Below are 22038 nucleotides of genomic sequence, written 5' to 3'. Positions count from 1 at the left end.
CTTAACCTAGTAGCTCTTCTACAGATTTACCGCGTAATTTTGCAACATCTTCAGCGCGCTTAAGTTCGCTTAATCCGTTCACAGTAGCGCGAATCATGTTGATTGGTGTGTTAGAACCAAGAGATTTCGAAAGAATATCTTGTACACCAGCTAATTCTAGTACCGCACGAACAGGTCCACCAGCAATAACACCAGTACCCTCAGCAGCAGGTTTTAAGAATACTTCACCAGCTCCAAAATGACCGTTGATTGTGTGAGGAATTGTTGTACCAACTAATGGTACAGCGATTAGGTTTTTCTTAGCGTCTTCGATAGCTTTACGGATTGCGTCTGGTACCTCTTGTGCTTTACCAGTACCGAATCCAACATGACCGTTTTTATCGCCAACTACAACTAGTGCAGCAAAGCGGAAACGACGACCACCCTTAACAACTTTCGCGACACGATTTATCGTAACTACACGTTCTTCAAGTTCTAATTTACTTGGGTCAATGCGTTGCATCAATTTTCCCTCCTTTGACCATTAAAATTGTAATCCAGCCTCACGAGCAGCTTCAGCTAGAGCTTTAACACGGCCATGGTATAAGTAACCACCGCGATCAAATACTACTTCTTTAACGCCTTTCTCTACAGCACGCTTAGCAACTGATTCTCCAACTTTCGTAGCAGCTTCAGTATTGCTAGTACCGTTAAGAGCAAGGTCTTTATCAAGAGTAGATGCACTTACTAATGTTACACCATTTACATCATCAATAACTTGAGCGTAAATATGTTGGTTAGAACGGTACACGTTTAAACGTGGACGTTCTGCAGTACCAGTAAGTTTAGCACGTACACGTGCATGTCTTTTCTTACGAGTCGCATTTTTAGCAGCTTTAGTGATCATTCTTGTCACTCCTTTCTTTCACCTAACGGGTTTACTTAGCAGTTTTACCTTCTTTACGACGAACAACTTCGCCTTCGTAACGAATACCTTTACCTTTATATGGTTCAGGAGCACGTACAGCGCGGATGTTAGCAGCAAATTCGCCAACACGTTGCTTGTCGATACCTTTAATTACGATTTTAGTTGGTACAGGTACTTCAACTTCAAGTCCTGCTTCTGGAGTCATTTCTACTGGATGAGAATAACCTACGCTTAAAACAAGTTTATCTCCTTGTTTTTGAGCACGGTAACCAACACCGACTAATTCAAGTCCGCGTACGAAACCTGTAGTTACACCTTCAACCATGTTTCCGATTAAAGCACGAGTTGTACCGTGTAATGCACGGTGTTCCTTCTGTTCAGATGGACGCTCAACTGTTAGTGTATTTTCTTCAATTTTGATAGACATATCAGTTTTGAAAGTACGAGTTAATTCACCTTTAGGGCCTTTTACTGTTACAGTATTGTCTTCTGCAACTGTAATAGTAACACCTGCAGGGATTTCAAGAATCTTTTTACCAATACGAGACATGTGGTCACACCTCCGTTCGTTTTAAATATATATTACCAAACGTATGCTACTACTTCTCCACCAGTTTGTAATTGACGAGCGTCTTTGTCTGTCATTACTCCCTTAGATGTAGAAACAAGAGCGATACCTAATCCGTTAAGTACACGTGGTACTTCATCAGCTTTTGCGTAAACGCGTAAGCCAGGTTTACTGATACGTTTTAATCCAGTGATTACACGTTCATTGTTTGCACCATATTTCAGGAAAATACGAAGGATACCTTGTTTGTTATCCCCAATGTATTCTACATCACGAATGAAACCTTCACGTTTTAAAAGTTCAGCGATCTCTTTTTTGATTTTAGAAGCAGGAACCTCTAATTTCTCATGACGTACCATGTTCGCATTACGGATGCGAGTAAGCATGTCTGCAATTGGATCTGTCATCACCATGTGTTTTACCTCCTTCCCATTTGTGGGTTTTACCAACTAGCTTTTTTAACACCAGGAATTTGACCTTTATATGCAAGTTCACGGAAACAAATACGGCAAAGCTTAAATTTGCGGTATACAGAATGCGGACGACCGCAGCGTTCGCAACGTGTATACTCTTGTACTTTAAACTTAGGAGTACGCTTTTGTTTCGCGATCATAGATTTTTTAGCCACGTTTTCGCCTCCTCTACTTAGCGTTGGCTTCCATTATTTTTGGAATGGCATACCGAATTGTGTTAAAAGTTCACGAGCTTCTTCATCAGTTTTCGCTGTAGTAACGATTACGATGTCCATACCGCGGACTTTACTTACTTTATCATAATCAATCTCAGGGAAAATTAGTTGCTCTTTAACACCTAATGTGTAGTTCCCACGACCATCGAATGATTTCTTAGAAACACCACGGAAATCACGTACACGTGGTAAAGAAACTGATACTAATTTGTCGAAGAACTCATACATTTGTTGTCCGCGTAAAGTTACTTTCGCACCGATTGGCATACCTTCACGAAGACGGAAACCAGCGATTGATTTTTTAGCGCGAGTTACAACAGGTTTTTGACCTGCGATTTGCGTTAATTCTTCTACTGCATTGTCTAAAGCTTTTGAGTTAGATACCGCGTCACCAACACCAGTGTTGATTACGATCTTTTCGATTTTCGGTACTTCCATCACAGATTTATAGTTAAACTTGCTCATTAGAGCAGGAGTAATTTCCTTTTGGAACTTCTCTTTAAGGCGATTCAATGAAGTGACCTCCTTTCTTAAGAAAATTATTTATCTAATAATTCACCAGATTTTTTTGCAATACGAACTTTTTTACCATCTTCTACTTTGAAGCCTACGCGAGTAGGTTCGCCTGTTTTCGGATCTAATACCATAACATTAGAAACGTGAATAGGTGCTTCTTTCGTAATAATTCCACCTTGTGGATTTAATTGAGATGGCTTAGAGTGTTTTTTAACGATGTTAACACCCTCAACGATAACACGGTTTTGCTTTGGGAAAGCCACAAGGATAACGCCTTGTTTTCCTTTGTCTTTACCAGTGATTACCTGAACTTTATCACCTTTTTTTACATGCATCTTAATTCTGCACCTCCTTAGCAAGGCAATACCTTAAATTATAGAACTTCTGGAGCTAAAGAAACGATCTTCATGAAGTTGCTATCACGTAATTCACGAGCTACTGGTCCGAAGATACGAGTACCACGTGGGCTCTTATCGTCTTTGATGATAACCGCTGCGTTTTCATCAAATTTAATATAAGAACCGTCCGGACGACGAGCTCCGCTCTTCGTACGTACCACTACTGCCTTAACAACGTCACCTTTTTTAACAACGCCACCTGGTGTTGCTTGTTTTACCGTAGCAACGATAATATCACCAATATTAGCATATTTACGACCAGAGCCGCCTAATACTTTAATTGTTAAAAGTTCACGTGCACCAGAGTTGTCAGCAACTTTCAAACGAGATTCTTGTTGGATCATGTTATGAAACCTCCCTTCGGACTAAAAATTCCGATTCGTCTATTTAGATAACAACCGCTTCTTCAACGATTTCAACTAAACGGAAACGCTTAGTAGCAGAAAGCGGGCGAGTTTCCATGATTTTAACGATATCGCCAAGTTTTGCTTGGTTTTGCTCATCATGGGCTTTGTACTTTTTAGAATACTTAACACGTTTTCCGTACAAGGAATGAGTTTTGTAAGTTTCAACTAAAACTGTAATCGTTTTGTCCATTTTATCAGACACAACACGACCAGTATAAACTTTGCGTTGGTTACGTTCGCTCACTATGCAAACCTCCCCTCAATTTATCGATTAATTCCGATCTCTCTTTCACAAACTACAGTTTTCATACGAGCAATCGCTTTACGCACTTCACGGATGCGAGTTGGATTCTCTAATTGTCCTGTAGCAAGTTGGAAGCGAAGATTGAACAATTCTTCCTTTAAAGCTTTAACTTTTGTTTCGATTTCGGCAGTGGTTAATTCACGAATATCATTAGTTTTCATTAGATTCACCACCATTTTCTTCACGTTTTACGAACTTACATTTCACAGGTAGTTTGTGAGCTGCAAGACGTAATGCTTCGCGTGCTACCTCTTCAGATACACCCGCGATTTCAAACATAATTTTCCCAGGTTTTACTACTGCTACCCAGCCTTCTGGTGCCCCTTTACCGGAACCCATACGTACTTCTAGAGGTTTTGCAGTGTAAGGTTTAGAAGGGAAAATTTTAATCCATACTTTACCGCCACGTTTCATGTAACGAGTCATTGCACGACGAGCAGCTTCGATTTGACGGTTTGTAATCCATGAAGCAGCTTGTGCTTGTAAACCGAATTCACCGAAAGCAATTTCAGTTCCACCTTTTGCACGACCACGCATTTTACCACGATGCTCTCTACGATATTTTACGCGTTTTGGCATTAACATATTATTTTCCTCCTTCCTCAGAAGCTTTCTTTTTTGTAGGAAGGACTTCTCCACGGTAGATCCATACTTTTACGCCTAATTTACCGTATGTTGTATCAGCTTCAACTGCTGCATAGTCAATATCAGCGCGAAGTGTATGAAGTGGAACAGTTCCTTCACTGTAAGATTCTGCACGAGCGATATCAGCCCCGCCAAGACGACCAGAAACCTGTGTTTTAATACCTTTTGCTCCTGCACGCATAGCACGTTGAATAACTTGCTTTTGTGCACGACGGAATGATACACGGTTTTCTAATTGACGAGCGATGTTTTCGCCCACTAATTTAGCGTTAAGATCAGCTCTCTTAACTTCTAAAATGTTAATGTGTACACGCTTGCCTGTTAATTGGTTAAGAGCTTTACGAAGTGCTTCAACTTCAGTACCACCTTTACCAATTACCATACCAGGTTTTGCAGTGTGAATTGTAACATTTACACGATTTGCTGCACGTTCGATTTCTACTTTAGCAACAGCAGAATCTTTTAAGCGTACAGTAATGTACTCACGGATTTTGATGTCTTCATGTAATAACGTAGCATAATCTTTCTCAGCGAACCAACGAGATTCCCAGTCGCGGATAATACCGACACGAAGACCAATTGGATTAACCTTCTGACCCATCGATTATCCCTCCTTCTTTTCTGATACCACAACTGTGATGTGGCTTGTGCGTTTGTTAATTTGGCTTGCACGACCCATTGCACGTGGACGGAAACGTTTCAACGTTGGACCTTCGTCAACGAAGACTTTTTCAACAACTAGGTTGTTAATATCCATCTCATAATTGTGCTCTGCATTTGCGATTGCAGATTTTAAAACTTTTTCTACAACTGGAGAAGCAGTTTTTGGTGTGTGGTTAAGGATAGCAATCGCTTCACCCACTTGCTTACCTCGGATTAAGTCTACTACTAAACGAACCTTACGAGGAGCAATACGAACTGTTCTCACTACTGCTTTAGCTTGCATTGAAGTGCCTCCTCTCATTATCTTCTAGTTTTCTTATCGTCAGCAAGGTGACCTTTATACGTACGAGTTGGTGCGAATTCACCTAACTTATGGCCAACCATATCCTCAGTGATGTACACAGGTACGTGTTTACGACCATCATATACAGCAATTGTATGTCCGATGAACTGAGGGAAGATTGTTGAACGGCGAGACCAAGTTTTAACAACTTGTTTTTGCTCAGATGCAACTAATTTTTCCATTTTGTTCATTAAGTGATCATCGACAAATGGTCCTTTTTTTAAGCTACGAGCCATTTTGGTGCCTCCCTTCGTGATTGGCGTACGGTTCTTGAAATGAACCGTACTACAATCCCATTATTTTTTACGACGACGAACGATAAATTTATCAGACGCTTTGTTTTTCTTACGAGTCTTGAATCCAAGAGTTGGTTTACCCCATGGAGACATTGGAGACTTACGTCCGATTGGAGAGCGTCCTTCACCACCACCGTGTGGGTGATCAACCGGGTTCATTACAGAACCACGAACTGTTGGGCGCTTACCTAACCAGCGAGAGCGACCTGCTTTACCGATTTTGATAAGTTCGTGTTGTTCGTTACCAACTTGACCGATTGAAGCGCGACAAGCAGATAATACTAAACGTACTTCACCAGAAGTTAAACGTACAAGTACGTATTTTCCTTCTTTACCAAGTACTTGAGCAGATGTACCAGCAGAACGGACTAATTGTCCTCCACGACCAGGCTTAAGCTCGATATTATGAACAACAGTACCTACTGGAATGTTGATTAATGGTAATGCGTTACCGATTTTAATGTCAGCTTCAGGGCCAGACATAACTTCCATACCTACTTCTAAAGTTTTAGGAGCAAGAATGTAACGTTTTTCACCGTCAACGTAGTTAATTAATGCGATATTCGCAGAGCGGTTTGGATCGTATTCGATCGTAGCAACGCGTCCTGGAATTCCATCTTTGTTACGCTTAAAGTCGATGATACGGTATTGACGCTTATGTCCGCCACCTTGATGACGTACAGTAATTTTACCTTGGTTATTACGACCAGCCTTTTTGCTTAAAGGAGCAAGTAAAGACTTTTCTGGTCTGTCGGTCGTGATTTCAGCGAAATCATTCGTAGTCATGTTACGACGACCGTTAGTAGTTGGATTATACTTTTTAATTCCCATCTCAATTTCCCTCCTTCTTTAGTAAGAATTAAACGCCTTGGAAGATTTCGATTTCTTTGCTGTCAGCAGTTAGCTTAACGATTGCTTTACGACGACGGCTAGTAAAACCAGCGTGACGACCAACACGTTTTGCTTTCGGCTTGTAGTTCATGATATTTACTTTGTCTACATTAACACCAAAGATCGCTTCTATAGCGTCTTTAACCTCTGTTTTATTAGATTTAACGTCCACGTCGAACGTGTATTTTTTTTCAGCCATCATTTCCATAGAACGTTCAGTGATAACTGGGCGCTTAATGATATCACGAGGATCTCTCATTATGCAAGCACCTCCTCTACTTTTTCCACTGCCGCTTTTGTCATGATTAGCTTATCATGATGAAGCACATCTAGCACGTTTACGCCATCAGCAGTGATTACTGTTACTCCAGGGATATTGCGAGCAGATAACTCTACAGATTCGTTTGCATCAGCAGTTACGATAAGAGCTTTCTTCTCAACAGTTAATCCTTTAAGTACTGCTACCATGTCTTTTGTTTTTGGTGCATTTAACACTAGGTCCTCAAGAACTACAATGTTGTTCTCAACTACTTTAGTAGCTAATGCAGATTTGATTGCTAAACGACGAACTTTCTTAGGAAGTTTGTACGCATAGCTTCTTGGTGTAGGTCCGAATACCGTACCACCACCACGCCATTGAGGAGAGCGGATAGAACCTTGACGAGCACGTCCAGTTCCTTTTTGACGCCATGGTTTACGACCACCACCACGAACTTCAGAGCGAGTTTTTACTTTGTGTGTACCTTGACGTAAAGATGCACGTTGCATCATTACAGCTTCAAATAGTACAGCTTCATTTGGTTCGATACCGAAAATAGCTTCAGCTAATTCGATTTCACCAACCTGTGAACCAGTTTGGTTATATACAGTAACTTTTGGCATTGGAATTCCTCCTTCCTATTGTGAATTATTTGCTAACCTTCACAGCGCCTTGAACAACTACAAGAGATTTCTTAGCACCTGGAACGTTACCTTTTACTAGTAATAAGTTGCGCTCAGTGTCAACTTGAACGATTTCTAAGTTTTGGATAGTAACTTGGTCTCCACCCATACGTCCAGCAAGTTTTTTGCCTTTGAATACACGGTTCGGAGCAACTGGCCCCATTGAACCTGGACGACGGTGATAGCGAGAACCATGAGACATAGGTCCGCGAGATTGTCCGTGGCGTTTAATAACACCTTGGAAACCTTTACCTTTAGAAATTCCTGTTACGTCAACGATTTCACCTGCAGCGAAAACTTCAACTTTTACCTCTTGACCAACCTCTAATCCGTCCACGTCTGCATCGCGGATTTCGCGAATGAAGCGCTTAGGAGTTGTAGATGCTTTAGCAGTGTGGCCTTGTTCAGGTTTGTTAGTTAACTTTTCACGTTTATCTTCAAATCCTAACTGAATTGCGTTGTAGCCATCAGTTTCAGTTGTTTTCTTTTGAAGAACAACGTTTGGATTAGCAGCGATTACCGTTACTGGGATTAACTCACCGTTCTCAGCAAATACTTGAGTCATACCGATCTTTCTTCCTAAGATTCCTTTGGTCATGAGTTACACCTCCTACATTTTTAAGTTATATGAATTATAGTTTGATTTCGATATCTACACCAGATGGTAAATCTAAACGCATTAATGAATCTACTGTTTGCGGAGTAGGACTCACGATGTCGATTAGACGTTTGTGTGTGCGCATTTCGAATTGTTCACGAGAATCTTTGTACTTATGAACAGCACGAAGAATTGTGTAAATAGTCTTCTCAGTTGGTAATGGGATCGGACCAGAAACTGTTGCCCCAGAACGCTTAGCTGTTTCTACAATTTTCTCAGCTGATTGATCAAGAATACGGTGATCATAAGCTTTTAAACGGATACGAATTTTTTCTTTTGCCATTATTTTCCCTCCTTCGTTCGCCTATTTCTAAAATAGACCTTCTCCATGGAAATTTCCCCACACCATGCCATGGCAAAGCGGCCGGGTGTGTCAGCAACCTTCCACTTCATCGCAGTCAAAGACCAACATTGTCTATTATACAATGTTATTCGTCTAGATGCAAGCATCTTTTTGTTCGCATCTGCTTTTCTCTACTTTTGCTATTATACATGGCACTTTAAAGAATATCAAGTTTTCATCTACTCTTATTCACCTTACAGTTTTTGGGTGTTGTTTTCGTTTTATATACTATAGAAGAAACTCATCCAAAAATAGAAAATACATCTCTTTCTTCTATAGTAATAAGCAATAAAAAAACTCAAGGGAGAATCCCTTGAGTTTTTAATAATCTAATTAAAGACTACTCAGCAACGATTGTAGCAACTACACCGTAACCTACTGTACGTCCACCTTCACGAATAGAGAATTTAGTTCCCTCTTCGATAGCGATTGGAGCGATAAGTTCGATAGTCATTTCGATGTTGTCACCAGGCATTACCATTTCAGTACCTTCTGGTAATTGGATGATACCAGTTACGTCAGTTGTACGGAAGTAGAACTGTGGACGGTAGTTAGCGAAGAATGGAGTATGACGTCCACCTTCTTCTTTAGATAATACGAAAACCTCAGCTTTGAATTTAGCGTGTGCTTTTACAGAGCCAGTTTTAGCAAGAACTTGTCCACGTTGGATGTCTTCACGAGCAACCCCACGAAGTAGAGCACCGATGTTGTCTCCAGCTTGAGCTTGGTCAAGAAGCTTACGGAACATTTCTACACCAGTTACAGTTGTAGTAGCATTCTCTTCAGCAAGACCGATGATTTCTACTACGTCACCAACTTTAACGATTCCACGCTCAACACGACCAGTTGCAACTGTACCACGACCTGTGATAGAGAATACATCCTCGATAGGCATTAAGAATGGTTTGTCAGTTTCACGTTCTGGAGTTGGGATGTAAGCATCAACTTCAGTCATTAATTCGATGATTTTTTCTTCCCACTCAGCTTCTCCTTGAAGAGCTTTAAGAGCAGAACCTTTAATTACAGGAATATCGTCGCCTGGGAATCCGTATTCAGATAATAGGTCGCGAACTTCCATTTCTACTAATTCTAATAATTCTTCGTCATCTACCATGTCGCATTTGTTTAAGAATACAACGATGTAAGGAACACCTACTTGACGAGAAAGAAGGATGTGCTCACGTGTTTGAGGCATTGGACCATCAGCAGCAGATACTACTAAGATACCGCCGTCCATTTGAGCAGCACCAGTGATCATGTTTTTAACATAGTCAGCATGACCTGGGCAGTCAACGTGTGCATAGTGACGAGTTTCAGTTTCGTACTCAACGTGTGCAGTTGAGATTGTGATTCCGCGCTCTCTTTCTTCTGGAGCAGCGTCGATTTGATCGTATCCGCGTGCTTCAGCACCACCAGCTTTTGCAAGAACTGTAGTGATCGCAGCAGTTAATGTAGTTTTACCATGGTCAACGTGGCCGATTGTACCGATGTTAACATGGGGTTTAGAACGTTCGAATTTAGCTTTAGCCATTCTAAATTCCTCCTTAGTTTATATGGGTTATTTTATATTTAGACTAGAAAGTGAAACTTGCGTCTCACTTTCTAAGCTTACATAAGTAGTTATACTTGAACAATCGATAAAAATCAATTATTCACCTTTATTTTTTTTAATAATTTCTTCAGAAACAGACTTCGGTACTTCTTCATAATGATCAAATGTCATTGAGAATGTTCCGCGTCCTTGAGTGTTAGAACGTAATGCCGTTGCATAACCGAACATTTCAGAAAGTGGAACCATAGCGCGAACAACTTGAGCGTTACCGCGAGCTTCCATACCTTCTACACGTCCACGACGAGATGTTACGTCGCCCATAATGTCACCCATGTACTCTTCAGGAATTACAACTTCAACTTTCATCATTGGCTCAAGAATTACTGGGCTACATTTAGAAACCGCAGCTTTAAGCGCCATAGATGCAGCGATTTTGAACGCCATCTCAGATGAATCGACATCATGGTAAGATCCGTCAACTAACGCAGCTTTGATGTCAACTAGTGGATAACCAGCTAGTACACCATTTTTAAGTGAGTCTTCAAGACCCGCTCCAACAGCTGGGATGTATTCACGTGGAACTACACCGCCGACGATTTTGTTTTGGAATTCAAAACCTTTACCTTCTTCATTAGGTTCAAACTCAATCCAAACGTGACCGAATTGTCCACGACCACCAGATTGACGAGCGAACTTACCTTCAACTTTCGCAGCAGCGCGGAAAGTCTCACGGTATGCTACCTGAGGAGCACCAACGTTTGCTTCCACTTTGAATTCACGGCGCATACGGTCAACGATGATATCAAGGTGAAGTTCACCCATACCAGCGATGATTGTTTGGCCAGTTTCTTGGTCAGTGTGAGCACGGAATGTTGGATCTTCTTCAGAAAGCTTAGATAATGCTGTACCCATTTTATCTTGGTCAGCTTTAGATTTTGGTTCGATAGCTACAGAGATAACTGGTTCTGGGAATTCCATAGACTCAAGGATAACAAGGCTCTTCTCGTCACAAAGAGTATCACCAGTAGTAGTATCTTTTAAACCTACAGCAGCAGCGATATCACCAGCGTAAACTGTTGAAATCTCTTCACGGCTGTTAGCGTGCATTTGTAGGATACGACCTACACGCTCACGCTTACCTTTAGTTGAGTTTTTCACGTATGATCCAGAGTTTAACACACCAGAGTACACACGGAAGAACGTTAACTTACCAACATAAGGATCAGTCATGATTTTGAATGCTAAAGCTGCGAATGGTTCTTCATCGCTAGACTTACGCTCGATAGCTTCATCTGTATCCGGAAGAGTACCTTTAATAGCAGGTACATCTAATGGAGATGGTAGGTAGTCGATAACTGCGTCTAACAGAATTTGAACACCTTTATTTTTGAATGCAGAACCACAGATTACTGGGAAGAATTCTACAGAAGTTGTAGCCTTACGGATACCAGCTTTAAGCTCTTCTACAGTGATTTCTTCACCTTCTAGGTACTTCATCATCATTTCTTCATCAAGCTCAGCTACCGCTTCAATAAGTTTTCCACGGTATTCTTCAGCTAATTCTTTATGCTCTTCAGGAATTTCGACACGCTCGATGTCTGTTCCTAAATCGTTAGAGTACATGTAAGCACACTCTTCAACAAGGTCAATGATACCATTGAACTCATCTTCAGCACCGATTGGTAACTGAATTGGATGTGCGTTTGCTTGTAAACGATCGTGGATTGTTCCTACAGAGTATAAGAAATCTGCACCAATCTTATCCATTTTGTTAACGAATACGATACGAGGTACACCATAAGTAGTAGCCTGACGCCAAACAGTTTCTGTTTGTGGTTCTACACCAGATTGTGCATCAAGTACTGCTACTGCGCCATCAAGTACGCGTAAAGAACGTTCTACTTCTACTGTGAAATCTACGTGTCCTGGAGTGTCAATGATATTTACACGGTGACCTTTCCATTGTGCTGTAGTTGCAGCAGAAGTAATTGTGATACCACGTTCTTGCTCTTGCTCCATCCAGTCCATCTGAGATGCACCTTCATGAGTTTCACCGATTTTATGAATACGTCCTGTGTAATACAGAATACGCTCAGTTGCTGTTGTTTTACCAGCATCGATGTGAGCCATGATACCAATATTACGAGTGTTTTCTAAAGAGAACTCTCTAGTCATTTGGTGTCTTGCTCCTTCCATATATGGATTGGATTATTTTATTTTAAGTAGCAAAAAAGCCACTTTATATTGTTACATATGCCAGTGTCCAGTACCCTCATTATGTAAAACGAGCGCCCAACGAAAGGGAGAGGCATTCTCCCTCTCCACACTTCCATAAGCGACAAATAAAGCGGTTTATGCTTACAATTTATTTTACGTTGAATCCTACCAACGGTAATGAGCAAATGCTTTGTTAGCTTCTGCCATTTTATGAGTGTCTTCACGTTTCTTAACAGATGCACCAGCGTTGTTAGCTGCATCTAAGATTTCGTAAGCTAGACGCTCTTCCATAGTTTTTTCACCACGAAGACGAGCATAGTTTACTAACCAGCGAAGACCTAAAGTTGTACGGCGTTCTGGACGAACCTCAACTGGAACTTGGTAGTTAGCACCACCAACACGACGAGCGCGTACTTCAAGAACAGGCATGATGTTCTTAAGAGCTTGCTCGAATACTTCCATTGGTTCTTTATCTGAACGTTCACGAACGATATCGAAAGCGTTATAAAGAATTGTTTGAGATTTACCTTTTTTACCGTCAACCATCATTTTGTTGATTAGGCGTGTTACAAGTTTAGAATTGTACATTGGATCTGGTAACACGTCACGTTTCGCAACAGGTCCTTTACGAGGCATATTGAGTTCCTCCTTTCATTATAAGTTTATTATTTTTTAGCAGGTTTTGGTCGCTTAGTACCATATTTAGAACGTCCTTGCATACGTTTGTCAACACCAGCTGTATCAAGCGCACCACGAACGATGTGGTAACGTACCCCTGGTAAATCCTTTACTCGACCACCGCGAATTAATACTACGCTATGCTCTTGTAGGTTATGACCGATACCTGGGATGTAAGCTGTAACTTCAATACCGTTTGTTAAACGTACACGAGCGTATTTACGTAACGCTGAGTTCGGTTTCTTCGGAGTCATTGTACCAACACGAGTACACACACCACGTTTTTGAGGTGCAGAGATATCAGTTGATTTTTTCTTTAAAGAATTAAAACCTTTGTTTAACGCAGGTGATTTAGACTTCCATACTTTATCAGTACGACCATTTCTCACTAATTGGTTAATAGTAGGCATTTGATTATCCTCCCTTCGCATGTTTGTATGACCACATATCCAGGTGGTTCATTATTAGTTGAAAACAAAGTTTTTGCAAGGAAGAGCAAATGCTCTCTCCTCACAAAAACAGTTTTAACTTATTATTCCTATTGCTGAAGCTCCCACTTGAATCCCCGAAACTTTTCCAAGCTTACGAACTGATTCAACTTTGGTTATGGGTATGTTATGTTGCAAGGCAGTACGAATGATAACATGGGTTAACCGCACATCAGCATCTTCCGCAATAACAACTTCTTTAACTATACCATTTTTGATTGCTTCCAATGTTCGTTTATGACCAACGACTACATTTTCAGCATTTGACACTTTTTGATAAGACATTTAAATATCCTCCAAAGCATCGTTCAGGAGCAACCTTGATTATAGTAACATTTTGTCTCATACAATGTCAACTAGGATCAGCTGTTTTTATACAAAATTTACGACGGAAAATTTTACTGTTCCACATAAACTTCATCGTTTTCTACATTCATGTTATCTTGTGTTGTTTTTACAAGATCCACTTTGCGATAACGATTCATACCTGTTCCAGCAGGAACAAGCTTACCGATAATAACATTCTCTTTCAATCCTAGAAGCTCATCGCGTTTACCCTTAATTGCTGCATCTGTTAGAACACGAGTTGTTTCTTGGAATGACGCCGCAGATAAGAACGAATCTGTCTCAAGTGAAGCTTTTGTAATACCAAGTAGAACCGGTCTAGCCGTTGCTGGTTGTTTACCTTTCAGTAACACCTTCGCATTCGCATCAGTAAACTGATGGATATCTAGTAATGTTCCTGGTAATACATCTGTTTCACCCGCATCACTTACACGAACTTTACGTAGCATTTGACGTACCATTACTTCTACGTGTTTGTCACCAATTTCTACCCCTTGCATACGGTATACTTTTTGAACTTCACGTAATAAGTATTCTTGAACTGCTGTAATGTCCGTTACTTTTAGTAATTCCTTCGGATCAATAGAACCTTCTGTTAACTCTTTACCGTGGCTAATTGGCTGTCCTAGAGTTACTTTCAGACGAGCACCGTAAGGAATAGCATACGTACGAGCTTCAACTTCACCCTGTACAACTACTTCTTGGCGATCTTTAACATCGTTGATCGCTGCGATAACACCGTCAATTTCACTGATAACTGCCTGCCCCTTCGGATTACGAGCTTCGAAGATCTCTTGGATACGAGGTAAACCTTGTGTGATATCATCCCCGGCAACCCCACCTGTATGGAACGTACGCATCGTTAACTGTGTACCTGGCTCACCGATAGATTGAGCTGCGATAATACCTACCGCTTCTCCTACTTCTACGTCTGTACCAGTTGCTAAGTTACGACCGTAACACTTCTTACATACACCATGGCGAGTATTACACGTAAACGCTGAACGAATGTTTACAGTTTCAACACCCGACTTTTCAACGATATGAGCAATATCTTCAGTAATTAATTGATTTTCAACAACTAATACTTCACCTGTTTCAGGATGTTTTACAGTTTTTCTTGCAAAACGTCCAACAAGACGATCATATAGTGACTCAATAACTTCATTACCCTCTTTAATCGCACCAATTAGTAAACCGCGATCTGTTCCACAATCATCTTGACGAACAATTACATCTTGTGCAACGTCTACAAGACGACGTGTTAAGTAACCAGAATCGGCAGTTTTAAGTGCTGTATCGGCAAGACCTTTACGCGCACCATGCGTAGAGATGAAGTACTCAAGTACTGTTAAACCTTCACGGAAACTCGATTTGATCGGAAGCTCAATGATACGACCAGATGGATTGGCCATCAGACCACGCATACCAGCAAGCTGAGTAAAGTTCGATGCGTTACCACGGGCACCGGAATCACTCATCATGAAGATTGGGTTGCGTTTATTCAAGGATTTCATCAGCTTTCCTTGGATAACATCTTTTGCATTACTCCAAATAGAGATAACACGATCGTAACGTTCTTCTTCCGTGATTAAACCGCGACGGAATTGTTTAATTACATTATCTACTTTTGCTTGTGCTTCATGGAGAATTTCATCTTTTTCACCTAATACAAGAATATCTGATACCCCAACTGTAATACCAGCTTTTGTAGAGTATTTAAATCCTAAGTTTTTCATACGGTCAAGCATGCGAGACGTTTCTGTAATTTGGAAACGTTTGAATACTTCCGCAATAATATTACCAAGGATTTTCTTGCTAAATGGTGCCACTTCTTCGCGACTAGCAATAATTTCTTTAATGTTCGCACCTTTTTCAACGAAATATTCCGCTGGTGTTTCTTTTTCAAGGTTTGAGTTTGTTGGTTCATTAATATAAGGGAACGACTCTGGTAAGATTTCGTTAAATATTAATTTACCAACTGTTGTTAATAGAAGCTTACTCTTTTGCTCTTCAGTAAACGTTACATTATTTACCGAACTCGCAGCAACTGCAACACGTGTGTGCAGATGTACATATCCATTTTGGTATGCAAGTATTGCTTCGTTTGCATCTTTGAAGACCATACCTTCACCGATTGCACCCTCGCGCTCAAGTGTTAAGTAATAGTTACCTAATACCATATCCTGAGATGGAGTAACAACTGGTTTTCCGTCTTTTGGATTCAAGATGTTTTGTGCCGCTAACATAAGGATACGAGCTTCTGCTTGTGCCTCTGATGATAACGGAACGTGAACCGCCATTTGGTCACCGTCAAAGTCCGCGTTGTATGCAGTACATACAAGTGGGTGAAGACGGATTGCACGACCTTCTACTAGTGTAGGTTCAAACGCCTGGATACCAAGACGGTGAAGTGTTGGTGCGCGGTTTAGAAGTACTGGATGCTCTTTAATCACAGATTCTAAAACGTCCCAAACTTCAGGGTGTACACGCTCGATTTTACGTTTAGCACTCTTAATGTTGTGTGCTAATCCTTTTCCAACTAACTCTTTCATAACGAAAGGTTTAAACAATTCAAGTGCCATTTCTTTCGGCAATCCACATTGGTACATCTTTAAGTTCGGTCCTACGACGATTACAGAACGGCCAGAGTAGTCAACACGTTTACCTAATAAGTTTTGACGGAAACGTCCTTGTTTACCTTTAAGCATGTGAGATAGTGATTTTAATGGACGGTTACCTGGTCCAGTAACTGGACGGCCACGGCGACCATTATCGATTAATGCGTCTACAGCTTCTTGTAACATACGTTTTTCGTTTTGAACGATAATGCTTGGCGCACCTAAGTCCAATAGACGTTTTAAACGGTTGTTACGGTTAATTACACGACGATATAAGTCGTTTAAGTCAGAAGTAGCAAAACGTCCACCATCTAACTGTACCATCGGGCGTAGTTCTGGTGGGATAACTGGAAGAACCTCTAAGATCATCCAAGATGGGTGATTTCCAGAGTTACGGAATGCTTCTAATACTTCTAGACGTTTAATAGCACGAGTACGGCGTTGTCCTTGTGCTGTTTTTAATTCTTCTTTTAAGAAGTCTACTTCTTTATCTAAATCGATGTCTTGCAGTAATTTTTTAATCGCTTCTGCACCCATAGCAGCATGGAATGTACTGCCATATCGATCACGATATGCACGGTATTCTTTTTCAGAAAGTAATTGCTTCTTATCAAGTGGTGTATCTCCACTTTCTGTTACAACATAAGAAGCGAAATAAATTACTTCTTCAAGCGCGCGAGGGGACATGTCTAAGACAAGTCCCATGCGGCTCGGGATACCTTTGAAATACCAAATATGAGATACAGGAGCAGCTAATTCGATATGACCCATACGTTCACGACGAACTTTTGCACGCGTTACTTCAACGCCACATCGATCACAAACTACACCTTTATAACGTACACGTTTATATTTCCCGCAATGACATTCCCAGTCCTTTTGTGGTCCGAAAATACGCTCACAGAACAAGCCATCTTTTTCAGGCTTTAACGTACGATAGTTAATTGTTTCTGGTTTCTTAACTTCACCGTATGACCAAGAACGAATCTTGTCAGGTGAAGCAAGTCCAATCTTCATATATTCAAAGTTATTTACATCTATCAAGGGGCCTACCTCCCTTTTAGTCTACAGGTTATCCCAATTATTCCTTAGTTGTCTCAACTTCAACATTCAATTTATCTGCTGATTGATGATCATCGTCATCTTCCGTATCACGCATTTCAATTTCTGTATCGTTGATAGACATCATTTTAACGTCCATACCTAAACTTTGCAGTTCTTTAATCAATACTTTGAATGATTCAGGAACGCCTGGTTCTGGAACATTTTCACCTTTAACAATTGCTTCATACGTCTTAACACGTCCAATAACATCATCAGACTTCACTGTTAAGATTTCTTGAAGAGTATAAGCAGCACCATAAGCTTCAAGTGCCCAAACCTCCATCTCACCGAAACGCTGTCCACCGAACTGAGCTTTACCTCCAAGAGGTTGCTGCGTTACAAGTGAGTATGGTCCAGTAGAACGAGCATGAAGTTTATCGTCAACCATGTGCGCAAGTTTGATCATATACATGACACCAACAGATACACGGTTATCGAATGGCTCACCAGTACGTCCGTCATACAGGATTGTTTTCGCGTCATTTGCCATACCAGCTTCTTCAATTGTGCCCCATACATCTTCCTCACGAGCACCATCGAATACCGGTGTTGCAATGTGAATACCAAGGTATCTTGCTGCCATACCAAGATGAAGCTCTAATACCTGACCGATATTCATACGAGATGGTACCCCTAATGGGTTTAACATGATATCGATTGGCGTACCATCTGGTAAGTAAGGCATATCTTCTTCCGGTAAAATACGGGAGATAACACCTTTGTTACCATGACGACCGGCCATTTTGTCACCTTCAGAAATTTTACGCTTTTGAACGATATATGCACGTACAAGTTGATTCACGCCTGGTGGCAATTCATCGCCATCTTCACGGTTAAACACTTTTACGTCTAAGATAATACCGCCACCACCGTGTGGTACACGTAGTGATGTATCACGTACTTCACGTGCTTTTTCACCGAAGATTGCATGTAATAGACGTTCTTCTGCCGTTAATTCTGTTACACCTTTTGGCGTTACTTTACCAACAAGTAGATCTCCATCTTTTACTTCAGCACCGACGCGAATAATACCGCGCTCGTCAAGATTACGAAGTGCATCTTCTCCAACATTCGGGATATCACGTGTAATTTCTTCTGGTCCAAGCTTCGTATCACGAGCTTCTGATTCATATTCTTCAATATGGATAGAAGTGTACACATCATCTTTTACAAGGCGCTCACTCATGATGATCGCATCCTCATAGTTATAACCGTCCCATGTCATAAAGCCAACAAGCACGTTACGTCCAAGCGCCAGTTCACCTAGTTCCATAGAAGGACCATCCGCAAGGATTTCACCTTTTACAACTTGGTCTCCAACACTTACGATTGGACGTTGGTTGTAGCAAGTTCCTTGGTTAGAACGAATGAATTTTTGCATTTTGTAGCGATCTAAGTCGCCTTTTACTGTTTGACCGTCAACGTCTACATAGCGACGTACCCAAACTTCACGTGCTTCTACGCGCTCAACAACACCAGGCTGTTTACAGATTACTGCAGCACCTGAGTCTTTTGCTGATACGTACTCCATACCTGTACCTACAATCGGAGATTCCGGATTTATTAACGGAACCGCCTGACGTTGCATGTTCGCTCCCATAAGTGCGCGGTTAGAGTCATCGTTTTCTAAGAACGGAATACAAGCTGTCGCTGCCGACACTACTTGTTTTGGAGATACATCCATGTAGTCGATGCGTTCTTTATTTGTGACAATGTTTTCACCACGGAAACGAGCTACGATATCTTCATCAAGGAATTCCCCTACTTCAGATAATTTCATATTCGCTTGGGCTACAACATAGTTATCTTCTTCATCTGCTGTTAAATAATCAACCTGCCCTGTTACAAGACCAGTTTCTGGGTCAACACGACGGTATGGCGTTTCAATGAAACCAAACTCATTTACTTTCGCAAACGAAGATAATGAGTTAATCAAACCGATGTTTGGTCCCTCTGGTGTTTCAATTGGACACATACGACCATAGTGAGAGTAGTGAACGTCACGTACTTCAAAGCCTGCGCGCTCACGCGTTAAACCACCGGGTCCTAATGCAGATAGTCTTCGTTTGTGAGTTAACTCTGCTAATGGGTTTGTTTGATCCATGAACTGAGATAACTGAGAACTTCCGAAGAACTCTTTAATAGATGCAATAACCGGGCGAATGTTAATTAACGCTTGTGGTGTAATTGCATTTGTATCTTGAATCGACATTCTCTCACGAACAACACGTTCCATACGAGAAAGACCGATACGGAATTGGTTTTGTAGTAACTCTCCTACAGAACGCAGACGACGATTTCCTAAGTGGTCAATATCATCTGTATCCCCTACTTTATATAGCAAGTTAAAGAAGTAGCTAATAGAAGCAAGAATATCACCTGGTGTGATGTGTTTTATATCACGAGTAATATTTGCATTCCCAATTACGTTTATAGATCGTTCGCCTTCTGATTCTGGAGCATAAATCTTAATAGATTGCAGCTCAACATCGCCTGCTACCACTCCACCCATTGGTTTCGCTGTTTTGAATCCAATGTTTTTCTCTAAGTAAGGTAGAATGCGATCCAGTGTACGACGATCTAAGACTGTTCCTTCTGCCGCTAAAATTTCACCAGTTTCTGGATCCACCAGTGTTTCAGCTAAACGTTGGTTAAACAATCTGTTTTTAATGTGTAGCTTTTTGTTGATCTTATAGCGACCTACATTTGCTAAATCGTAGCGCTTCGGATCAAAGAAACGAGACACAAGTAAGCTCTTTGCATTTTCTACTGTTGGTGGTTCACCAGGGCGTAGACGCTCATAAATTTCAAGCAATGCCTTCTCAGTGCTATCTGTGTTGTCTTTTTCTAACGTATTGCTTAAGTATTCGTTATCACCTAAAAGCTCGGTGATTTCTTGATCAGAGCCAAACCCTAATGCGCGTAACAAAACAGTTACAGGAAGTTTACGCGTACGGTCAATACGCACATATACAACATCCTTAGCATCTGTTTCATACTCTAACCAAGCTCCGCGGTTTGGAATTACAGTAGCAGTAAAACCACGTTTTCCGTTTTTATCCACTTTGCCACTATAGTATACGCTTGGAGAGCGAACTAACTGGGAAACGATAACACGTTCTGCACCGTTAATTACGAATGTTCCAGTCTCTGTCATGAGTGGGAAATCTCCCATGAACACATCTTGTTCTTTTACTTCACCAGTTTCCTTGTTGATTAGACGCACTTTTACACGAAGTGGTGCTGCATACGTCACATCACGCTCTTTGCATTCTTCTACAGAGTATTTAGGTTCACCCAAGCTGTAGTCGATAAATTCAAGCGATAGATTTCCCGTAAAGTCTTCGATCGGAGAAATGTCTTGGAACATTTCTCGCAAACCCTCATCAAGAAACCACTGATAAGAAGAGGTTTGAATTTCGATAAGATTTGGTAACTCTAATACTTCACTAATACGGGCATAACTTCTTCGTTGGCGGTGGCGTCCGTATTGAACTAGTTGACCTGTCAACTGCTTCACCCCTCAAATCATGAGTATTATAAATGCACAAAAAAATTTGTGCAAAATCACAAATAAATACAACTACTGCTATTAGCGTAGTTTTTTTCTCTTAAAGATAGATACGTTGAGTCTTTCTACCTGCTCAAAAAAGAAAAATGGCTTCTATAAGAAAACCATCATTCTGTTTCATAATCTGCTGATTTTACTATCTTTTCCAAGAGAAGCAAAAATATACATCTTTCTCAACGCAGAAAATCATATATTGGCATTGTATAATGTTAACATAGCCAAAAATAACCGTCAACGCTTTTTTGATTTTATGATATAATATCCTTTTTTCTTTTCTACAACTTCAACTTCAGAAAATACTTCTTCTAGTTTTTTCATCGCAGATGGCGCACCTTGTTTCTTTTGAATAACAATCCACAATTCTCCACCTGAAACTAAATACTCCACAGCCTTTTCTAAAATCTCATGCACGATATCTTTACCAGCACGAATTGGAGGATTAGATAGAATAACAGCATACTTGCCATCTACATTTTCATAGACACTACTTTGCAAAATACGTATATTTTCAATTCTGTTATTAGCGGCATTTTCTTTTGCAAGTCCCAAGGCCCTTTCATTCACATCCACCATGTGAATTTCACGATTTTGAAACTCTTTCGCTAACGACAAACCGATCGGACCGTACCCACATCCTACGTCTAACACATTACCTTTAACATCTGGCATTTGAAACGCTTCAATTAAAAGACGAGAACCAAAGTCCACTTCGTTTTTCGAGAACACCCCATGGTCAGATAAAAAAGTAAATCGAGATTCACGAAGTGTAACTTCCCATCGTTTACGATCACTTTTACTAGAAGGGTCGTTAGAAAAATAATGGTCTGCCATATGGCCACCTCTTTTCTTTACAGTTAAAAAAAAAGCTCGCATAAGAGCGAGCTTTTTTTAAA

General features: G+C 40.7%; 27 protein-coding genes. All 27 read right to left on the bottom strand.

Translation table 11 applies throughout. The features are described from left to right. Position 1: 1 nt before the first annotated feature. The 27 genes from rpsE to DN408_RS14180 all read right to left on the bottom strand — a co-directional run bounded on the left by rpsE (position 2) and on the right by DN408_RS14180 (position 21976). Positions 2-502: a 30S ribosomal protein S5 gene (rpsE, locus tag DN408_RS14310; protein ID WP_002009759.1), complete on the bottom strand. Its 501-nt coding sequence runs from the start codon at positions 500-502 to the stop codon at positions 2-4. A 21-nt stretch (positions 503-523) separates the two neighbouring features. Next, positions 524-886, bottom strand: a complete 363-nt coding sequence (gene rplR, locus DN408_RS14305) for a 50S ribosomal protein L18 (protein ID WP_002009761.1) — start codon at positions 884-886, stop codon at positions 524-526. Positions 887-917: 31 nt separating this feature from the next. Further along, positions 918-1457: a 50S ribosomal protein L6 gene (gene rplF, locus DN408_RS14300; protein WP_002009762.1), complete on the bottom strand. Its 540-nt coding sequence runs from the start codon at positions 1455-1457 to the stop codon at positions 918-920. A 32-nt stretch (positions 1458-1489) separates the two neighbouring features. Then, a complete protein-coding gene (gene rpsH, locus DN408_RS14295) occupies positions 1490-1888 on the bottom strand; it encodes a 30S ribosomal protein S8 (RefSeq protein WP_002009764.1) in 399 nt (132 codons plus the stop codon). Positions 1889-1917: 29 nt separating this feature from the next. After that, positions 1918-2103, bottom strand: coding sequence for a 30S ribosomal protein S14 (gene rpsN / locus DN408_RS14290; RefSeq protein WP_001085700.1), 186 nt, complete (start codon positions 2101-2103; stop codon positions 1918-1920). A 33-nt stretch (positions 2104-2136) separates the two neighbouring features. Then, entirely contained in the window at positions 2137-2676 is a 540-nt protein-coding gene (gene rplE / locus DN408_RS14285) for a 50S ribosomal protein L5 (protein ID WP_002091528.1), read from the bottom strand. A gap of 26 nt (positions 2677-2702) precedes the next feature. After that, a complete protein-coding gene (rplX, locus tag DN408_RS14280; protein ID WP_000558201.1) occupies positions 2703-3014 on the bottom strand; it encodes a 50S ribosomal protein L24 in 312 nt (103 codons plus the stop codon). Between the two features lie 38 nt (positions 3015-3052). Continuing rightward, positions 3053-3421: a 50S ribosomal protein L14 gene (gene rplN, locus DN408_RS14275; RefSeq protein WP_000615912.1), complete on the bottom strand. Its 369-nt coding sequence runs from the start codon at positions 3419-3421 to the stop codon at positions 3053-3055. 43 nt (positions 3422-3464) lie between these two features. Next, the gene (gene rpsQ / locus DN408_RS14270; protein WP_002091526.1) at positions 3465-3728 is read right to left on the bottom strand and encodes a 30S ribosomal protein S17; all 264 of its coding nucleotides are present in this window, start codon (positions 3726-3728) and stop codon (positions 3465-3467) included. 20 nt (positions 3729-3748) lie between these two features. Beyond that, positions 3749-3949, bottom strand: a complete 201-nt coding sequence (gene rpmC, locus DN408_RS14265; RefSeq protein WP_002091523.1) for a 50S ribosomal protein L29 — start codon at positions 3947-3949, stop codon at positions 3749-3751. Beyond that, positions 3939-4373 carry a 50S ribosomal protein L16 gene (rplP, locus tag DN408_RS14260; protein WP_000928969.1) on the bottom strand — a complete coding sequence of 145 codons (435 nt, stop codon included), beginning with the start codon at positions 4371-4373 and terminating at the stop codon, positions 3939-3941. Before rplP ends, rpmC begins: the two co-directional genes overlap by 11 nt. A gap of 1 nt (position 4374) precedes the next feature. Next, the gene (gene rpsC, locus DN408_RS14255; RefSeq protein WP_002009771.1) at positions 4375-5034 is read right to left on the bottom strand and encodes a 30S ribosomal protein S3; all 660 of its coding nucleotides are present in this window, start codon (positions 5032-5034) and stop codon (positions 4375-4377) included. A gap of 3 nt (positions 5035-5037) precedes the next feature. Beyond that, positions 5038-5379, bottom strand: a complete 342-nt coding sequence (gene rplV, locus DN408_RS14250; protein ID WP_002009773.1) for a 50S ribosomal protein L22 — start codon at positions 5377-5379, stop codon at positions 5038-5040. Positions 5380-5396: 17 nt separating this feature from the next. Further along, entirely contained in the window at positions 5397-5675 is a 279-nt protein-coding gene (rpsS, locus tag DN408_RS14245; protein ID WP_000124452.1) for a 30S ribosomal protein S19, read from the bottom strand. A gap of 60 nt (positions 5676-5735) precedes the next feature. Then, positions 5736-6566 (bottom strand): 50S ribosomal protein L2, encoded by an 831-nt coding sequence (rplB, locus tag DN408_RS14240; RefSeq protein ID WP_000511584.1) that lies wholly within the window; start codon positions 6564-6566, stop codon positions 5736-5738. Between the two features lie 28 nt (positions 6567-6594). Then, complete coding sequence (gene rplW, locus DN408_RS14235; RefSeq protein WP_001205557.1) at positions 6595-6885, bottom strand: 50S ribosomal protein L23; 291 nt, start codon at positions 6883-6885, stop codon at positions 6595-6597. Then, the gene (gene rplD / locus DN408_RS14230; protein ID WP_001127261.1) at positions 6885-7508 is read right to left on the bottom strand and encodes a 50S ribosomal protein L4; all 624 of its coding nucleotides are present in this window, start codon (positions 7506-7508) and stop codon (positions 6885-6887) included. Before rplD ends, rplW begins: the two co-directional genes overlap by 1 nt. A 25-nt stretch (positions 7509-7533) precedes the next feature. Continuing rightward, the gene (rplC, locus tag DN408_RS14225) at positions 7534-8166 is read right to left on the bottom strand and encodes a 50S ribosomal protein L3 (RefSeq protein ID WP_000160209.1); all 633 of its coding nucleotides are present in this window, start codon (positions 8164-8166) and stop codon (positions 7534-7536) included. Between the two features lie 34 nt (positions 8167-8200). Next, a complete protein-coding gene (rpsJ, locus tag DN408_RS14220; RefSeq protein ID WP_001040595.1) occupies positions 8201-8509 on the bottom strand; it encodes a 30S ribosomal protein S10 in 309 nt (102 codons plus the stop codon). A gap of 400 nt (positions 8510-8909) precedes the next feature. After that, positions 8910-10100 carry an elongation factor Tu gene (gene tuf, locus DN408_RS14215; protein ID WP_002009778.1) on the bottom strand — a complete coding sequence of 397 codons (1191 nt, stop codon included), beginning with the start codon at positions 10098-10100 and terminating at the stop codon, positions 8910-8912. A gap of 117 nt (positions 10101-10217) precedes the next feature. Further along, positions 10218-12296, bottom strand: coding sequence for an elongation factor G (gene fusA / locus DN408_RS14210; RefSeq protein WP_002169326.1), 2079 nt, complete (start codon positions 12294-12296; stop codon positions 10218-10220). Positions 12297-12503: 207 nt separating this feature from the next. After that, positions 12504-12974: a 30S ribosomal protein S7 gene (gene rpsG / locus DN408_RS14205; protein WP_001137492.1), complete on the bottom strand. Its 471-nt coding sequence runs from the start codon at positions 12972-12974 to the stop codon at positions 12504-12506. Between the two features lie 29 nt (positions 12975-13003). Then, positions 13004-13426 (bottom strand): 30S ribosomal protein S12, encoded by a 423-nt coding sequence (rpsL, locus tag DN408_RS14200; protein WP_001142341.1) that lies wholly within the window; start codon positions 13424-13426, stop codon positions 13004-13006. Positions 13427-13540: 114 nt separating this feature from the next. After that, complete coding sequence (locus tag DN408_RS14195) at positions 13541-13789, bottom strand: 50S ribosomal protein L7ae-like protein (protein ID WP_000121833.1); 249 nt, start codon at positions 13787-13789, stop codon at positions 13541-13543. A 113-nt stretch (positions 13790-13902) separates the two neighbouring features. Continuing rightward, entirely contained in the window at positions 13903-17514 is a 3612-nt protein-coding gene (gene rpoC, locus DN408_RS14190) for a DNA-directed RNA polymerase subunit beta' (RefSeq protein WP_002009783.1), read from the bottom strand. Between the two features lie 37 nt (positions 17515-17551). Continuing rightward, positions 17552-21085: a DNA-directed RNA polymerase subunit beta gene (gene rpoB, locus DN408_RS14185; RefSeq protein WP_002113316.1), complete on the bottom strand. Its 3534-nt coding sequence runs from the start codon at positions 21083-21085 to the stop codon at positions 17552-17554. A gap of 291 nt (positions 21086-21376) precedes the next feature. After that, on the bottom strand, positions 21377-21976 hold the full coding sequence (locus DN408_RS14180) for a class I SAM-dependent methyltransferase (RefSeq protein ID WP_002124684.1): 600 nt from the start codon (positions 21974-21976) through the stop codon (positions 21377-21379). Between the last annotated feature and the right edge of the window lie 62 nt (positions 21977-22038).

The organism is Bacillus sp. AR13-1, assembly GCF_008042285.1.
In the GTDB taxonomy this organism is placed as follows: Bacteria; Bacillota; Bacilli; order Bacillales; family Bacillaceae_G; genus Bacillus_A; species Bacillus_A mycoides.
This window is presented reverse-complemented; position numbering and strand designations above follow the sequence as displayed.

What these genes read in the sequence shown, in the direction of transcription:
- fusA (WP_002169326.1), bottom strand. Translation starts at nt 12,296, where the DNA reads ATGACTAGAGAGTTCTCTTTAGAAAACACTCGTAATATTGGTATCATG.
- rplD (WP_001127261.1), bottom strand. Translation starts at nt 7,508, where the DNA reads ATGCCAAAAGTTACTGTATATAACCAAACTGGTTCACAGGTTGGTGAA.
- DN408_RS14195 (WP_000121833.1), bottom strand. Translation starts at nt 13,789, where the DNA reads ATGTCTTATCAAAAAGTGTCAAATGCTGAAAATGTAGTCGTTGGTCAT.
- rplC (WP_000160209.1), bottom strand. Translation starts at nt 8,166, where the DNA reads ATGACCAAAGGAATCTTAGGAAGAAAGATCGGTATGACTCAAGTATTT.
- rpsS (WP_000124452.1), bottom strand. Translation starts at nt 5,675, where the DNA reads ATGGCTCGTAGCTTAAAAAAAGGACCATTTGTCGATGATCACTTAATG.
- rpsG (WP_001137492.1), bottom strand. Translation starts at nt 12,974, where the DNA reads ATGCCTCGTAAAGGACCTGTTGCGAAACGTGACGTGTTACCAGATCCA.
- DN408_RS14180 (WP_002124684.1), bottom strand. Translation starts at nt 21,976, where the DNA reads ATGGCAGACCATTATTTTTCTAACGACCCTTCTAGTAAAAGTGATCGT.
- rpsH (WP_002009764.1), bottom strand. Translation starts at nt 1,888, where the DNA reads ATGGTGATGACAGATCCAATTGCAGACATGCTTACTCGCATCCGTAAT.
- rpsJ (WP_001040595.1), bottom strand. Translation starts at nt 8,509, where the DNA reads ATGGCAAAAGAAAAAATTCGTATCCGTTTAAAAGCTTATGATCACCGT.
- rplN (WP_000615912.1), bottom strand. Translation starts at nt 3,421, where the DNA reads ATGATCCAACAAGAATCTCGTTTGAAAGTTGCTGACAACTCTGGTGCA.
- rplP (WP_000928969.1), bottom strand. Translation starts at nt 4,373, where the DNA reads ATGTTAATGCCAAAACGCGTAAAATATCGTAGAGAGCATCGTGGTAAA.
- rplR (WP_002009761.1), bottom strand. Translation starts at nt 886, where the DNA reads ATGATCACTAAAGCTGCTAAAAATGCGACTCGTAAGAAAAGACATGCA.
- rpsC (WP_002009771.1), bottom strand. Translation starts at nt 5,034, where the DNA reads ATGGGTCAGAAGGTTAATCCAATTGGTCTTCGTGTCGGTATTATCCGC.
- rplW (WP_001205557.1), bottom strand. Translation starts at nt 6,885, where the DNA reads ATGAGAGATCCTCGTGATATCATTAAGCGCCCAGTTATCACTGAACGT.
- rplX (WP_000558201.1), bottom strand. Translation starts at nt 3,014, where the DNA reads ATGCATGTAAAAAAAGGTGATAAAGTTCAGGTAATCACTGGTAAAGAC.
- tuf (WP_002009778.1), bottom strand. Translation starts at nt 10,100, where the DNA reads ATGGCTAAAGCTAAATTCGAACGTTCTAAACCCCATGTTAACATCGGT.
- rplB (WP_000511584.1), bottom strand. Translation starts at nt 6,566, where the DNA reads ATGGGAATTAAAAAGTATAATCCAACTACTAACGGTCGTCGTAACATG.
- rplF (WP_002009762.1), bottom strand. Translation starts at nt 1,457, where the DNA reads ATGTCTCGTATTGGTAAAAAGATTCTTGAAATCCCTGCAGGTGTTACT.
- rpsE (WP_002009759.1), bottom strand. Translation starts at nt 502, where the DNA reads ATGCAACGCATTGACCCAAGTAAATTAGAACTTGAAGAACGTGTAGTT.
- rpmC (WP_002091523.1), bottom strand. Translation starts at nt 3,949, where the DNA reads ATGAAAACTAATGATATTCGTGAATTAACCACTGCCGAAATCGAAACA.
- rpsL (WP_001142341.1), bottom strand. Translation starts at nt 13,426, where the DNA reads ATGCCTACTATTAACCAATTAGTGAGAAATGGTCGTACTGATAAAGTA.
- rplV (WP_002009773.1), bottom strand. Translation starts at nt 5,379, where the DNA reads ATGCAAGCTAAAGCAGTAGTGAGAACAGTTCGTATTGCTCCTCGTAAG.